At 74.6% G+C, this 12811-nt stretch carries 11 protein-coding genes; 7 read left to right on the top strand and 4 right to left on the bottom strand.

Annotation, left to right across the window (positions count from 1 at the left end):
* Window positions 1-59: 59 nt before the first annotated feature.
* Window positions 60-683 (bottom strand): class F sortase, encoded by a 624-nt coding sequence (locus OVN18_RS07520; protein WP_267780089.1) that lies wholly within the window; start codon window positions 681-683, stop codon window positions 60-62.
* A 14-nt stretch (window positions 684-697) separates the two neighbouring features.
* Window positions 698-1423 (bottom strand): CHRD domain-containing protein, encoded by a 726-nt coding sequence (locus tag OVN18_RS07515; RefSeq protein ID WP_267780088.1) that lies wholly within the window; start codon window positions 1421-1423, stop codon window positions 698-700.
* Window positions 1424-1602: 179 nt separating this feature from the next.
* Between OVN18_RS07515 and OVN18_RS07510 the strand changes: the two genes are divergently transcribed.
* The 4 genes from OVN18_RS07510 to OVN18_RS07495 all read left to right on the top strand — a co-directional run bounded on the left by OVN18_RS07510 (window position 1603) and on the right by OVN18_RS07495 (window position 5673).
* Window positions 1603-2232 carry an RNA polymerase sigma factor gene (locus OVN18_RS07510; RefSeq protein ID WP_267780087.1) on the top strand — a complete coding sequence of 210 codons (630 nt, stop codon included), beginning with the start codon at window positions 1603-1605 and terminating at the stop codon, window positions 2230-2232.
* The gene (locus OVN18_RS07505) at window positions 2229-3068 is read left to right on the top strand and encodes an anti-sigma factor (RefSeq protein ID WP_267780085.1); all 840 of its coding nucleotides are present in this window, start codon (window positions 2229-2231) and stop codon (window positions 3066-3068) included. The genes OVN18_RS07510 and OVN18_RS07505 overlap by 4 nt, the downstream gene beginning before the upstream one ends.
* Before the next feature lie 144 nt (window positions 3069-3212).
* Window positions 3213-3779 (top strand): PadR family transcriptional regulator, encoded by a 567-nt coding sequence (locus tag OVN18_RS07500; RefSeq protein WP_267780084.1) that lies wholly within the window; start codon window positions 3213-3215, stop codon window positions 3777-3779.
* 241 nt (window positions 3780-4020) lie between these two features.
* Window positions 4021-5673, top strand: a complete 1653-nt coding sequence (locus OVN18_RS07495) for an ABC1 kinase family protein (RefSeq protein WP_267739345.1) — start codon at window positions 4021-4023, stop codon at window positions 5671-5673.
* A gap of 52 nt (window positions 5674-5725) precedes the next feature.
* Here OVN18_RS07495 and OVN18_RS07490 read toward each other — a convergent pair whose 3' ends face one another.
* Window positions 5726-5965: a hypothetical protein gene (locus OVN18_RS07490; RefSeq protein ID WP_267739068.1), complete on the bottom strand. Its 240-nt coding sequence runs from the start codon at window positions 5963-5965 to the stop codon at window positions 5726-5728.
* Between the two features lie 172 nt (window positions 5966-6137).
* Between OVN18_RS07490 and OVN18_RS07485 the strand changes: the two genes are divergently transcribed.
* From OVN18_RS07485 to OVN18_RS07475, 3 genes are read left to right on the top strand one after another with little or no spacing between them, the layout of a single operon-like run.
* Entirely contained in the window at window positions 6138-6884 is a 747-nt protein-coding gene (locus OVN18_RS07485; protein ID WP_267780083.1) for a Rho termination factor N-terminal domain-containing protein, read from the top strand.
* A 32-nt stretch (window positions 6885-6916) separates the two neighbouring features.
* Complete coding sequence (locus OVN18_RS07480; protein WP_267780082.1) at window positions 6917-10861, top strand: Pls/PosA family non-ribosomal peptide synthetase; 3945 nt, start codon at window positions 6917-6919, stop codon at window positions 10859-10861.
* Entirely contained in the window at window positions 10858-12222 is a 1365-nt protein-coding gene (locus OVN18_RS07475; protein WP_267780081.1) for a M1 family metallopeptidase, read from the top strand. Before OVN18_RS07480 ends, OVN18_RS07475 begins: the two co-directional genes overlap by 4 nt.
* Here the strand turns inward: OVN18_RS07475 and OVN18_RS07470 are convergent.
* Entirely contained in the window at window positions 12185-12718 is a 534-nt protein-coding gene (locus OVN18_RS07470) for a 4'-phosphopantetheinyl transferase family protein (RefSeq protein ID WP_267739062.1), read from the bottom strand. The two genes, OVN18_RS07475 and OVN18_RS07470, sit on opposite strands and share 38 nt — an antisense overlap.
* Window positions 12719-12811 lie beyond the last annotated feature (93 nt).

The following is a 12811-nucleotide window of genomic DNA, read 5'->3' as shown; positions in this document are numbered from 1 at the left end:
GAGCGTCCGCGGGCTGAGCCCCCGGCCAGCCCGCGGACGCGGTCCGTGAACGCGCCGCGCTAGGGTGCCTGCCCCGCGCGCTCGGCGTAGACGACGAGGTTGTCGACGTAACTCGCGGCGTCCGGATCGAACACCCCCGTGCACGTGATGAGCCGCAGCTCGTCGCGCGCCGAGGCGCCGAAGACCTCGGCGGTCGGGAACGCGTCCTTCGGGTACTGCTCGACGCGCGTGACGACGTAGTCGTGCGCGGTGCCCTCGGCATCGGTGACCGTGACGGCGTCGCCGACGGCGACCCGGTCGAGATCGATGAAGGCGGCGGGCCCGGTGGGCGAGTCCACGTGGGCGGCGATCACCGTGGGGCCGCTGCCGCCGGGGCGCCCGCCTCCGGTGAACCATCCGACCTCGTCGAAGTCGCTCGGCACCTCCATGGTGCCGTCCGGCTCGATTCCGAGATCGATGAGCGGCGCCTCGAGCGCGATGGCGGGCACCGCGACGCCCACGGGCGGCGGGGCGGGGGCCGCCGGTGCGGGTGCCGGGGGCGGTGGCGGGATGCTCGGCGCGGCCGTCGGCGCGGGCGGGGCATCCCGAACCGCGCTCTCGGGCGCGCCCGCGCCCGCGCAGCCCGAGAGCCCGACGACCACCGCGAGGGTGATCGCCGGGCCCGCGAGCCTCAGGCGCGGCATGCGCACCGCGCTGCTCAGCGGCTCGTGCGGGCGAGCGCGCGACGACGGGTCACGACGACGCCGGCGGCGAGCGCCGCGGCACCGAGACCGGCGACGCCGATCGCGATCGTGCTCGCGTCGACGCCCGAGGCGGCGGTGCCGCCGGCACCCGTCTCGACGCCGCCCACGGGGATCTGCGTCAGCTGACCGCGCACGACGCCGGCCGAGAAGTCGACGGTGTGCGAGTCGGAGGCGAAGCCGGCCGGGTTGGCCTCGATCGCTGCGAGGCTGAAGCCGTCACCGGTGTCGGCGCCGTTCGCCATGATGCCGGTGGTGAAGGGGCCCTGCAGGCAGCCGGAGCTCGTGCGGGGGCCGTCGCCGACGGGCGCGGGGTTCGGGAAGGCGATGCGCGGCGGGCCGGCCTGCCCGGCGGCGGCCTGGTGGATGTGGGTCGCCGTCTTGGCCGGGCTCATGTAGTCGCCCGACACGCCCTCGAGGGTGATGTCGTAGCAGATGATCTCGAGGTCGGAGTTGATGCGGAAGGTGAACTCCCCCGTCGCGCCCTCCTGGCCGGGCGTGACGACGCCGTCGGGGTTGACGACCTGATCGGGCGTCGCCATGACGGTGAACGCGCTCGTGAAGCTCGCGGGCTCCGCGACCTCGGTCTCGGCGTACGCCGGCGTGGCGGAGAGGGCGAGCGCGGCGACGATGCCGAGCGCTCCGCCCGAGCTGAGGATCCTGGTGCTGCTCTTCGTGACCATGGTGTGCCTTTCGAGAGGGGGCGAGCCGGTGTCCCGCCCTGCAGCAGGGTGTACGTCGCATCCCGCCCCGGCGTTCATCGCCGTCGGAGAATTCCTCCTGCCCGTCGAGATGAACGGATGCTCCCCGCCCGTCGTATCCCTCTGCGAGCCGCCCGCTTAGGGTGAGGAGGTACCGACCGATGGCCATCGCCGACAGCCGAGGGGTGATCGCACTGCCCGCTCCCCGCCGCGACCGGCGCGCCGACCTCCGCGCCCTGCCGCCGGTCGCCGCCGATCCTCCCGCCGCGGCCTCCCCCGGGCCGGCAGCGCCCGCTCCCGCGGAATTCGATTTCGCGGCCGCCTTCGACGCGCACGGCACGGTGCTGCTGCGGTTCGCCCTCGCCGCGCTGCGCGATCGGGGTCTCGCGGAGGACTGCGTGCAGGAGGCCTTCCTGCGCGCCTGGCGCAGCCGCGACCGATTCGACCCCTCGGTCGGCAGCCTGCGCACCTGGCTCTTCGCCATCCTGCGCAACGTCATCGCCGACGCGATCCGCGCGATCCAGCGCCTGCCCCACCTGGAGGGCGCCGAGCGCCTGGAGGAGCATCCCGCCCTCGTCACCGACCCGTGGGAGCGCCTCGGCCTCGTCGAGGCGCTCGAGTCGCTGAGCCCCGAGCACCGCGAGGTGATCGAGGCCGTGCACGTGCAGGGTCTCGACTACGCCGAGCTCGCCGCCCGCACGGGCGTCGCCGTCGGCACCCTGCGATCGCGCGCCTTCTACGCACTGCGCATCCTGCGCACTCGCCTCTCCGAACCGAGGAACCCGGCATGACCGACCACTCCGACCCCACCGACGGCACCGACGGCCCGACCGCGGCCGACGCGCGCCGCGCCGAGCTCATCGCCGGCGCGCTCGCCGACGATCTGAGCCCCGAGGAGAGCGTCGAGCTCGACGCCCTGCTCGCGGCCGAGCCGGATGCCCGCTCCGAGCTCGCCGAGCTGCAGGGTCTCGTCGACCGCAGCCGCGCCGTGCTCGACGGCACCCGCGACGCCCGCGCCTCCGACGCCCTGCGGGCCCGCGTCCTGCGCATCCCCGAGGCCGAGCGCGCGGATCTCGCCGAGGACGGCCCCGCCGCCCGGGGCGTCGCCGCGCCCGCCGCACCGGACAGGATCGCGTTCGCATCCGCGAGGGCCGCCGACGGCGTCGCCGCCCGCACCCGCGTCCCGTCGCGCCGTCGCACGGCCGTCGCGCTCCTCTCGACCGCGGCCGCCTGCCTCGCCCTCGGCGCCGTCATCGCCCTGGGCGCGCAGACCCTGCTCTCCCCCGCCGCGGTGACGGGCGACCCCGGCACGCTCGGAGCGGTCGAGCCCATCGACTTCGCCGGGGAGCCGAGCGGCGTCGAGATCGACGCGGCCGTCGTCGCCCACACCTGGGGCACCGAGACGGTGCTCGAGATCGACGGCTTCGCGCCGGGCGACGCCTTCGACGTCGTCCTCATCGGCACCGGCGGCGAGGCGCTGTCATCCGGCGGGTTCCTCGGCAGCACCGTGACGATCGAGTGCCGCATCAACGCGGCCCTCCTGCGCGACGACGTCGCCGCGGTCGAGATCCGGGATGCCCGCGGGGCGATCGTCGCCACCGCCGAGCTACCCGCCGTCGACAGCTAGAGCGCTGACCGGGCCGCCCCGCTCGCGCACCGCGCGCATCCAGCCCGCACGCGATGCCCGTCGAGCCGGCGCCCAGGTGCAGCGCGCATGCTGGAGGCCTCAGGGCGGCGCTCGCCGCCTGCTGCTCCACGGCGAAGGGCTGACATGCGTTCTGCATCCGATTCCGGTTTCGACCTCCGCGAGATCGTCGACGAGATGCGGGAGACCTTCGCTCCCCGGCCGCCGCGCAAGCGCACCGCCGCCGACCTCCGCACCGCCGTCCTGCGCGCCCTGCTCGACGAGAGCCGCACCGGCGCCTCGATCATCGACGCCATCGCCGCGAGCTCCGGCGGCATGGGCCGCCCGACGCCCGGCGAGGTCTACCCCCTGCTGCAGCTGCTCTCGGACGAGGCGCTCGTCGAGGTCGCGCACGACGGCGACCGCCGCGTCTACAGCCTCACCGACGCCGGCCGCGTGGCCGCGGAGGCCGACGACGGGCACGAGCACGAGCACGGCCACGACGACGTGCACGGCCGCGACCGCGGTGCGAGCACGCGGGGCCGCTGGGAGGAGCGCGCCGAGCGCGGGTCCGCCCTGCCGCGCGCGGGCGTGAAGCTCGCCCAGGCCACGGCGCAGGTGGCGCAGAACGGCACGCGCGAGCAGCGCCAGCGCGCCGTCGAGCTGCTCGACGAGACCCGCCGACGCCTCTACGCCATCCTCGCCGAGGACTGACCGCATGCCGAGCGCCGCCGGCGGGGCCCCGGCCACCGCCGAGCAGACCGCGTCGGCCCGCACCGGAACGCCGGGCATCGGGACGGCCCGCAGCGCCTCGGCGCCCCCGGCGGCGTCGCCCGCCGTGACCATCCGCCCCACCGACGGGGCCCGCCCGGCGCCGACGGACGCGGCCCCCGCCGGCGCCTCCGCTCCCGTCGGCGTGCCGACGACGCCGACCACCCAGCAGCAGGATCGCGCCATGACGGCGCGCTACCGCCGCATCATGCGCTTCGCCACCCGCGCGCTCGTCTCGGCCTGGTGGTTCGAGCTCGTGCTGCCGCGGTTCGGGCTCGGCCGTCTGGCCGCCCGCGGCCGCATCCGCCGCCTGCAGCGCCTGGCCCGCAAGTTCCACGACCTCGCCGTCGACCTCGGCGGCCTCATGATCAAGGTCGGGCAGTTCATGTCGTCGCGCCTCGACATCCTGCCCCCCGAGATCACCCGCGAGCTCGAGGGGCTGCAGGACGAGGTGGCGCCCGAGCCGCTGCACCTGATCGTCGCGCAGATCGAGCGCGAGCTGGGCATCCCGATCGATCGCGCCTTCGCCTTCTTCGACGAGAGGCCGATCGCGGCCGCCTCGCTGGGGCAGGCCCACCGCGCCCGGCTCTCCCCCGGCATCGCGGAGGAGATGGGCTTCGACGGCGTCGTCGTGAAGGTGCTGCGGCCGGGCATCGAGCGCATCGTCGAGGTCGACCTCACCGCCCTGCGCCGCGTCGGGCGCATCCTCGCCCGCGTCAAGCTCGTCAACCGCCGCACCGACGCCCCCGCGCTCGTCGAGGAGTTCGCCATGACGAGCCTGCACGAGATCGACTACCTGCAGGAGGCCGCGAACGCCGAGCGCTTCGCCGCCGACTTCGCCGACGACGACCGCGTCGCGACCCCCGAGCTCGTCTGGGAGCGCTCCGCCCGGCGCGTGCTGACGCTCTCCGACGTCACGGCGATCAAGATCACCGACGTCCCCGCACTGCTGGCCGCCGGCATCGACCCGAACCGGGTCGCGCAGGAGCTCGCCCGCGTCACCTTCCAGCAGATCTTCGTCGCCGGCTTCTTCCACGCCGACCCGCACCCCGGCAACATCTTCGTCACGCCCGGCCCGGGCGGCCCCGACGACTGGCGCCTCACCTTCATCGACTTCGGCATGATGGGCGAGATCACCGAGAGCCTCAAGGCCGGTCTGCGCGAGTTCATCCTCGCCGCGGTGGGGCGCGACGGCCGCGGGCTGGTCGCCACCATGCAGCGCCTCGGCGTGCTGCTGCCCTCGGCCGACGTCGACGAGCTCGAGCGCGTCATGACCGCCCTCTTCGACCGCTTCGGCGGGATGGGCGTCAACGAGCTGACCCAGATCGACCCGCGCGAGCTGCAGGCCTTCGCCTCGCAGTTCGGCGAGACGATCCGCACGCTGCCGTTCCAGCTGCCCGAGAACTTCCTGCTCCTGATCCGCACGATCTCGCTCATCTCGGGCGTGACGAGCGCGCTCAACCGCGACTTCAACATGTGGGATGCGATCGATCCCTTCGCCCGCACCCTCGTGAGCGCCGGCACCTCGGCGAACCTCATCGGGGCAGGCCAGCAGGTGATCGGCTACGCGACGACGCTCGCGCGCCTGCCGCGACGGCTCGACGATCTCGCCGCCCGCCTCGACCGCGGACTCGTCTCGACGCGCTCGCCCGAGGTGGAGCGCCGCCTGCGCTCGGTGGAGCGCAGCCTCGGCCGGGCATCCTCGGCCATCATCTTCTCGGCCCTGCTGCTCGCCGGATCGCTGCTCTACCCGGCGCAGCCGGTGCTCGCGACGGTGCTGCTCGCCGCCTCGGCGGTGCCGCTGCTGCACGTCGTGATCAGCTCGCGCCTGCCCTGACGGTCAGGCCGACCGCGGCCGACGACGGGATGCCGCGGATGATGCGCGTCGGTCAGCGGCGCGGCTGACCGTCGCCCGGCTGACCGGTGGCCGGACCGCCGGGGTCACCCTGGCCGCCGTCGAGGTACTTGCGCGCAGCACGGTGCACCTTGTCGACGGTCGGCGCGTGCTTGCCGTTGCCGATGCGACGCCCGGCGTCGGCGGCCGCGTCGGCGGCCTTGCGGGCGGCGGAGCGGCCCTGCTCGGTCTGGAGCGCGCGGCGCGCGGCGGAGAGGATGCCGGAGAGTCTCATGGGTTCATCCTGGCGCGCGCGCCTCGGCGCCCGGTGAATGGATGCCCGGCGCCTGATCAGCGGCGACGCGAGCTCGGGCATCCCTGACCGTTCGCCCTCGCCCTGTACTGTTCACCCCGCATGGAGCCGGCGCCCGCCGCGCTCGGCGGGTGACGAGCGGAGCGGACCGACGATGGCGAAGACCACGAAGACGATGCGGGCGGCCGAGGCGGCCCTGGACGCCGCGGCCTCCGCCGCGAAGGATGCCAAGCGCCTCGCCGCGACCCTGCCGAAGCGCGACGCGAAGAAGCTGCGCTCGCTCGCCGAGGAGGCGAAGGAGGCCTCGAGCGCCTCGAAGAAGGCGGTCGAGCGCCGCCCGAAGAAGGTCGTGAAGAAGGCCGTCGTCGCCATCGCGCGCGTCGAGAAGGCCGCCGACAAGGCCGAGAGCCGCCTCGCCGCAGCCGCTGCGAAGGCCTCGGAGGCCGAGGCGAAGAAGGCGGCCAAGGCCGAGAAGAAGGCGGCAGCCGCGAAGGCTGACCAGAAGGTCGTGGGGAAGAAGGGCCTGGGGAAGAAGGGCCTGGGGAAGAAGGCCGGAGGGAAGAAGGACGCCGAGAAGACCACGACGACCAAGGCCGAGAAGCCGGTCGCCGAGAAGCCGGTCGCGCCGAAGGTCGCTCCGAAGGCCGCTCCGAAGAAGCCCGCCGCGACGAAGCCGGCGACCGTGGTCGAGCCGAAGCCCGCCGCCGCGATGGCGATGGCGGAGGAGCCGCTCGACGCCGCGCCCGCCGCTGACGCACCCCCCGCCTCGCCCTCGGCTGCGGCGACCGACAGCCTCGCCTCGCTCACCGTGGCGCAGCTGCGCGGGCGCGCCCGTGCCGCCGGCATCACCGGATACTCGCGCATGACCAAGGCGCAGCTCGTCGCCCTGCTCTCCTCCTGACCGGCGCGACCGGAGCGAACCCGAAGGCGATCGTGCAGCAGTTCCTCGACCGCGCGGCGCTGGCCGCCGAGCCCCGCACGCTCCTCGACATCCTGCGCGAGACCAGCGCGCGCTACCCGCAGGCCTCGGCCATCGAGGATTCCGCGGGCGCGCTGAGCTACGCCGAGCTCATGGTGCAGGTCGGCCGCACCGCCGCGCGCCTGCACGAGCAGGGGGTGCGCCGCGGCGATCGCGTCGGGGTTCGCATGCCCTCCGGCGGGCGGGAGCTCTACCTCGCCATCCTCGGCATCATGGCGGTCGGGGCGGCGTACGTGCCGGTCGACGCCGACGATCCGGCCGAGCGGGCCGAGCTCGTGTTCGGCGAGGCGGGGGTCGTGGGGGTCGTGACGGGGGCCGGGGTGCTCGAGCGCGCGGACGGCGGCGTGGCGGAGCATCCCGCCCCCGCGGCGAGCGCCGCCCTCTTCGCCGGCGACGCCCCGCACCCCGCCTCGCGGGCGATTCCGACGGTGCCGCCTCCGACGGTCGACGACGACGCCTGGATCATCTTCACCTCGGGCTCGACGGGCGTGCCGAAGGGCGTCGCGGTGACGCACCGCTCGGCGGCGGCCTTCGTCGACGCCGAGGCCCGCCTGTTCCTGCAGGATGCTCCGCTCGGGCCCGGGGACCGCGTGCTCGCGGGGCTCTCGGTCGCCTTCGACGCCTCGTGCGAGGAGATGTGGCTCGCCTGGCGGCACGGCGCCTGCCTCGTGCCCGCCCCGCGCGCCCTCGTGCGCTCGGGCGAGGATCTCGGGCCGTGGCTCGTCGGCCACGGCATCACCGTCGTCTCGACCGTGCCGACGCTCGCCGCGCTCTGGCCGCGCGACGCCATCGAGAACGTGCGCCTGCTGATCTTCGGGGGCGAGGCCTGCCCGCCCGAGCTCGTCTCGCGGCTCGTCGCCGAGGGTCGCGAGGTCTGGAACACCTACGGCCCCACCGAGGCCACGGTCGTCGCGTCCGCCGCGCTGCTCGACGGCGAGGGGCTCGTGCGCATCGGCCTGCCGCTCGACGGCTGGGCCCTCGCGGTCGTCGACCCGACCGGCGAGCGGGTCGCGCTCGGTGAGGTCGGTGAGCTCGTCATCGGCGGGGTCGGGCTCGCGCGCTACCTCGACCCGGCGAAGGACGCCGAGAAGTACGCGCCGATGCCGTCGCTGGGCTGGGATCGGACCTACCGCTCGGGCGACCTCGTGCGGCTCGAGGCCGAGGGCCTGGTGTTCCAGGGCCGGGCCGACGACCAGGTGAAGATCGGCGGCCGCCGCATCGAGCTCGGCGAGGTCGAGGCGGCCCTCGGCGAGCTCGCCGCGGTCTCCGCCTCCGCCGTCGTGGTGCAGCGCTCGGAGGGCGGCATCGCCCTGCTCGTCGGCTACGTCGTGCCCGGCGAGGGCTTCGACCGGCAGGCCGCGCGGACCGAGCTCGCCCGCGCGCTGCCCGCGCCGCTCATCCCGCTGCTCGCCGTCGTCGACGATCTGCCCGTGCGCACCTCGGGCAAGGTCGACAAGGCCGCCCTGCCGTGGCCCCTCACCGGCGCCGACGACGGCGACTCGACCCTCTCGGGCACCGCCGCATGGCTCGCCGAGCAGTGGGTCGCCGTGCTGGGCATCCGCCCGATGGATGACGATGCCGACTTCTTCGAGCTCGGCGGCGGCTCGCTCGCAGCCGCCCAGCTCGTCTCGCGCATCCGTGCGCGGGCCCCCGAGTTCACCATGGCCGACGTCTACGACCTGCCGCGCCTGCGGCGGATGGCCGACGCCGTCGAGGCGGAGTCGTCGGAGCTCGACGCGGTGCCGAACGGCTTCAGCATCGCCCGCCCCACCCCGCGCACCATGCAGTGGGTGCAGACCCTCGCGGGCGTGCCGCTGTTCGTCTTCGCAGGGCTCCGCTGGCTGCTCTGGCTGCTGACGGCGAGCGCCCTTCTGCGCCTCATGCCGGGCTTCGAGTTCCTGCCCTCCGCGCCGCTGCCCGTCATCGTGATCGGGTTCCTGCTGTTCATCACGCCCGCGGGGCGCATGGCCATCGCCGCCCTGCTCGCGCGCCTGCTGCTGCGCGGCGTGCTGCCCGGCGACTACCCGCGCGGTGGCGGCGTGCACCTGCGACTCTGGCTCGCCGAGCAGGTCGCGCACCAGATCGACCCCGTCGGCCTCGCCGGGGCACCCTGGGTCAGCTACTACGCCCGTGCCCTCGGCGCGACGATCGGCACCAACGTCGACCTGCACTCGCTGCCGCCCGTCACCGGCATGCTGACGATCGCCGACGGCGCCGCGATCGAGCCCGAGGTCGACCTCTCGGGCTACTGGATCGACGGCGACACCGTGCGCATCGGCGGCATCCGCATCGGTGCCGGCGCCACGATCGGCTCGCGCAGCACGCTCGCTCCGGGCACGCGCATCGGGCGCGAGGCCGAGATCGCTCCGGGCTCCGCGGTCTTCGGCCGGGTGCGGGCGGGCCAGCGCTGGGCGGGGTCTCCGGCGGTGCGCGTGGGTGGAGCATCCCGCCCCCTCGCCCCCGAGCGCCCGCCGGCACCGCGCCGCTGGCTGTGGGCCTACGGCGTCTCGTCGAGCCTGCTCGGGCTGCTGCCCTTCGTCGCGATGACGGCCGGCGCGGGCATCATCGCGACCGGGATGCGCGGTGCCGACTCCCTCGCCGAGGCCGTCCCGGCGGCGCTGCTCTGGCTCGTGCCGGCGACCCTCGTGACGGGCCTCGTCTTCGCGCTCACCGTCGTGCTGCTCGTGCGGCTGCTGTCGATCGGGATGGTCGAGGGCGTGCATCCCGTGCGCGGACGCGTCGCCTGGCAGGCCTGGACGACCGAGCGGCTGCTCGACTCGGCGCGCACCCTGCTGTTCCCGCTGTACTCGAGCCTGCTGACGCCGCTCTGGCTGCGCGCGCTCGGCGCCGAGGTCGGCCGCGACGTCGAGGCGTCGACGGTGCTGCTCATCCCCTCGCTCACGACGATCGACGACGGCGCCTTCCTCGCCGACGACACGATGGTCGCGACCTACGAGCTCTCGGGCGGGTGGATGCGCCTGGGTCGCGCGCGCATCGGCAAGCGCGCGTTCCTGGGCAACTCGGGCATGGCGGGCGCCGGCCACCGTGTACCGAAGGACGGCCTCGTCGCCGTGCTCTCGGTGGCGCCCGAGAAGTCGAAGCCCGGCTCCTCGTGGCTCGGCTCCCCGGCCGTGCGTCTGCGCCGCGTCGTCAACGACGCCGACCTCGAGCGCACCTACCGCCCGCGCCGCTCGCTGCGCGTCGCCCGCGCGCTGTGGGAGCTCTGCCGCATCGTTCCCGTCGTCGTCACCTGCGCGATCGGGCTCGGCGTGCTGCTCGTGCTCGCGCGGCTGGTGCTCGATGCGGGCCTCGTCGTCGCCGTGCTGGCATCCGGGGTGGTGCTGCTCGTCGCGGGCGTACTGGCAGCGGCGATCACGACGCTCGCGAAGTGGACCATCGTCGGCCCCATCCGCCCGGGCGAGCATCCCCTCTGGTCGAGCTTCGTCTGGCGCACCGAGGTCTCCGACACCTTCACCGAGATGGTCGCCGCGCCCTGGTTCGCCAACGCCGCCTCGGGCACGCCTGCCCTCGCCGTCTGGCTGCGCTCGCTCGGCGCGACGATCGGCCGCGGCGTCTGGACCGACAGCTACTGGCTGCCCGAACCCGACCTCGTGACCCTCGGCGACGGCGCGACCGTCAACCGCGGATGTGTGGTTCAGACGCATCTGTTCCATGATCGGGTGATGAGCATCGACACGGTGACCCTCGAGGCGGGCGCGACCCTCGGCCCGCACAGCGTCATCCTGCCCGCCGCGAGCATCGGCGCGAACGCCACCGTCGGCCCCGCCTCGCTCGTCATGCGCGGCGAGACGGTGCCCGTCGGCAGCCGCTGGAGCGGCAACCCCATCGGCCCGTGGCGCGCCGTCACCGTGCGCGCCTACCAGGCCTCGAACGGATGAGCGGCGACCGCTACACCCCGCAGAGCGGCGACGCCTCGATCGGCGTCGACCACTACGACCTGACCCTCGACTACAAGATCGCGACGAACCGGCTCAGCGGCACCGCCGTCATCCGGGTGCGGGCGGCGGCCGCGATCTCGGCCGTCTCGCTCGACCTCGTCGGGCTGCGCGCCTCGAAGGTGCTGGTGGATGGTCGGCGCGCGCCCGCGTTCCACCAGAGCGACCGCAAGCTGCGCGTCACCCTGCCCGCCCCGCTCGACGAGGGCGAGGGCGTCGAGATCACCGTCGTCTACGGCGGAGCGCCGCGGCCCCGTCGATCCCGCTGGGGCACGATCGGCTGGGAGGAGCTGGAGGACGGGGCGCTCGTCGCCTCGCAGCCCACCGGTTCGCCGACCTGGTTCCCGTGCAACGACGTGCCCTCCGACAAGGCCACCTACGTGCTCACGATCAGCACGGATTCGGCGTACACCGTCGTGGCGAGCGGCGTGCGCGTCGAGAAGGGCGGGCGCGGCAGCACGGCGACGTGGAAGTTCGAGCAGAGCATCCCGACCCCCACGTACCTGATGACCGTCGTGCTAGGCCGCTTCGTCGAGGAGACGGTGCCGCTCGACGACCGCTCGGGGCGCATGTTCTACCCGCGGCCGCTCGCCGACCGCGTGCACGCCGACTTCGCCGACCTGGGCGCGATGATGGCGCTGTTCCAGGAGCGCTTCGGGCCGTACCCGCTCGACGAGTACGCGATCGTCGTCACCGCCGATGACCTCGAGATCCCGCTCGAGGCGCAGGGCATCGGCGTCTTCGGCGCGAGCCACATCGACGGCGTCGGCGGGCTCGAGCGGCTCATCGCGCACGAGCTGGCGCACCAGTGGTTCGGCAACAGCGTCGGCGTCGCCGCATGGGGCGACATCTGGCTCAACGAGGGCTTCGCCTGCTACGCCGAGTGGATCTGGTCGGAGCACTCGGGCGCCGAGACCGCCCACGAGCGCGCGACGCACCATCACGCCCGGCTCGATGCGCTGCCGCAGGACCTGCTGCTGCGCGACCCGGGCCCCGACCTCATGTTCGACGACCGCGTCTACAAGCGCGGCGCCCTCGCCCTGCACGCCCTGCGGCTCACGGCCGGGGACGACGCGTTCTTCGCGCTGCTGCGGGCGTGGTGCGCGCAGCACGCCTCGGGCACGGCGACGACGGACGAGTTCGTGGCGCTGGCCGAGGAGCTGTCGCCCGTGCCGGTGTCGGACCTGCTGCACGAGTGGCTCGACGAGCTGCCGCTGCCGGCGCTGCCGCGGGCCGGGAGGGCGGGGCGTGCGGTCGCGCGCGCGGTCAGGACGGCGACGTCGGCGGTATCGCCGCGACGCTGAGCACGTAGCCCTCGGGGCCGTGCAGGACGGCGGCGCTGATCGGATGTGCTCGACCGGGCGCACCGACCTCGTAGTCGACGGCACCGTCTCGGGATGCTGCTGCTGACGCCTCTCGGATGTCGCAATCGGCGAGCTCGACCCGCAGCCCGCGCCCGTCGGCCTTGAGCGCGGCCTCGAGCAGCGTCCAGCCCTCCAGGCTCGGAGCGGCTCCGGGCGCGAACAACGCCCCCAGTTCGGCGAGCGGCGCGTGCCGGCCCGCGGCCGCCACGCGCTCGAGGTCCACCCCGACCGCGGCGGCCTCCGCCTGCGGGGCGATCGCGACCGCTACCGCGGCCCCGGCGTAGGCGACGCTCACGACGACGTCGGTACCGATGACGATCGGGCGACCGTGGCCGTCGGCGCCGCAGGTCGAGCAGAGGCGGGTGATGGTGACGGTCGCAACCCTCTCCGGCGCCAGCTCGGCGACGAAGGTTGCGAGCAGCTCACGGGCGAGCATCCGTCGCGCCTCACGCAGCGGTTGCCGTTCGGATGCGCCGCCTGGCACGGTCGCCCAGTCCACGCGCACCGGCCCCCACGACGCGCGACCCCT

This window comes from Microcella daejeonensis (genome assembly GCF_026625045.1).
Taxonomy (GTDB): domain Bacteria; phylum Actinomycetota; class Actinomycetes; order Actinomycetales; family Microbacteriaceae; genus Microcella; species Microcella daejeonensis.
This window is presented reverse-complemented; position numbering and strand designations above follow the sequence as displayed.

What these genes read in the sequence shown, in the direction of transcription:
- OVN18_RS07520 (WP_267780089.1), bottom strand. Translation starts at nt 683, where the DNA reads ATGCCGCGCCTGAGGCTCGCGGGCCCGGCGATCACCCTCGCGGTGGTC.
- OVN18_RS07515 (WP_267780088.1), bottom strand. Translation starts at nt 1,423, where the DNA reads ATGGTCACGAAGAGCAGCACCAGGATCCTCAGCTCGGGCGGAGCGCTC.
- OVN18_RS07510 (WP_267780087.1), top strand. Translation starts at nt 1,603, where the DNA reads ATGGCCATCGCCGACAGCCGAGGGGTGATCGCACTGCCCGCTCCCCGC.
- OVN18_RS07505 (WP_267780085.1), top strand. Translation starts at nt 2,229, where the DNA reads ATGACCGACCACTCCGACCCCACCGACGGCACCGACGGCCCGACCGCG.
- OVN18_RS07500 (WP_267780084.1), top strand. Translation starts at nt 3,213, where the DNA reads ATGCGTTCTGCATCCGATTCCGGTTTCGACCTCCGCGAGATCGTCGAC.
- OVN18_RS07495 (WP_267739345.1), top strand. Translation starts at nt 4,021, where the DNA reads ATGACGGCGCGCTACCGCCGCATCATGCGCTTCGCCACCCGCGCGCTC.
- OVN18_RS07490 (WP_267739068.1), bottom strand. Translation starts at nt 5,965, where the DNA reads ATGAGACTCTCCGGCATCCTCTCCGCCGCGCGCCGCGCGCTCCAGACC.
- OVN18_RS07485 (WP_267780083.1), top strand. Translation starts at nt 6,138, where the DNA reads ATGGCGAAGACCACGAAGACGATGCGGGCGGCCGAGGCGGCCCTGGAC.
- OVN18_RS07475 (WP_267780081.1), top strand. Translation starts at nt 10,858, where the DNA reads ATGAGCGGCGACCGCTACACCCCGCAGAGCGGCGACGCCTCGATCGGC.
- OVN18_RS07470 (WP_267739062.1), bottom strand. Translation starts at nt 12,718, where the DNA reads ATGCTCGCCCGTGAGCTGCTCGCAACCTTCGTCGCCGAGCTGGCGCCG.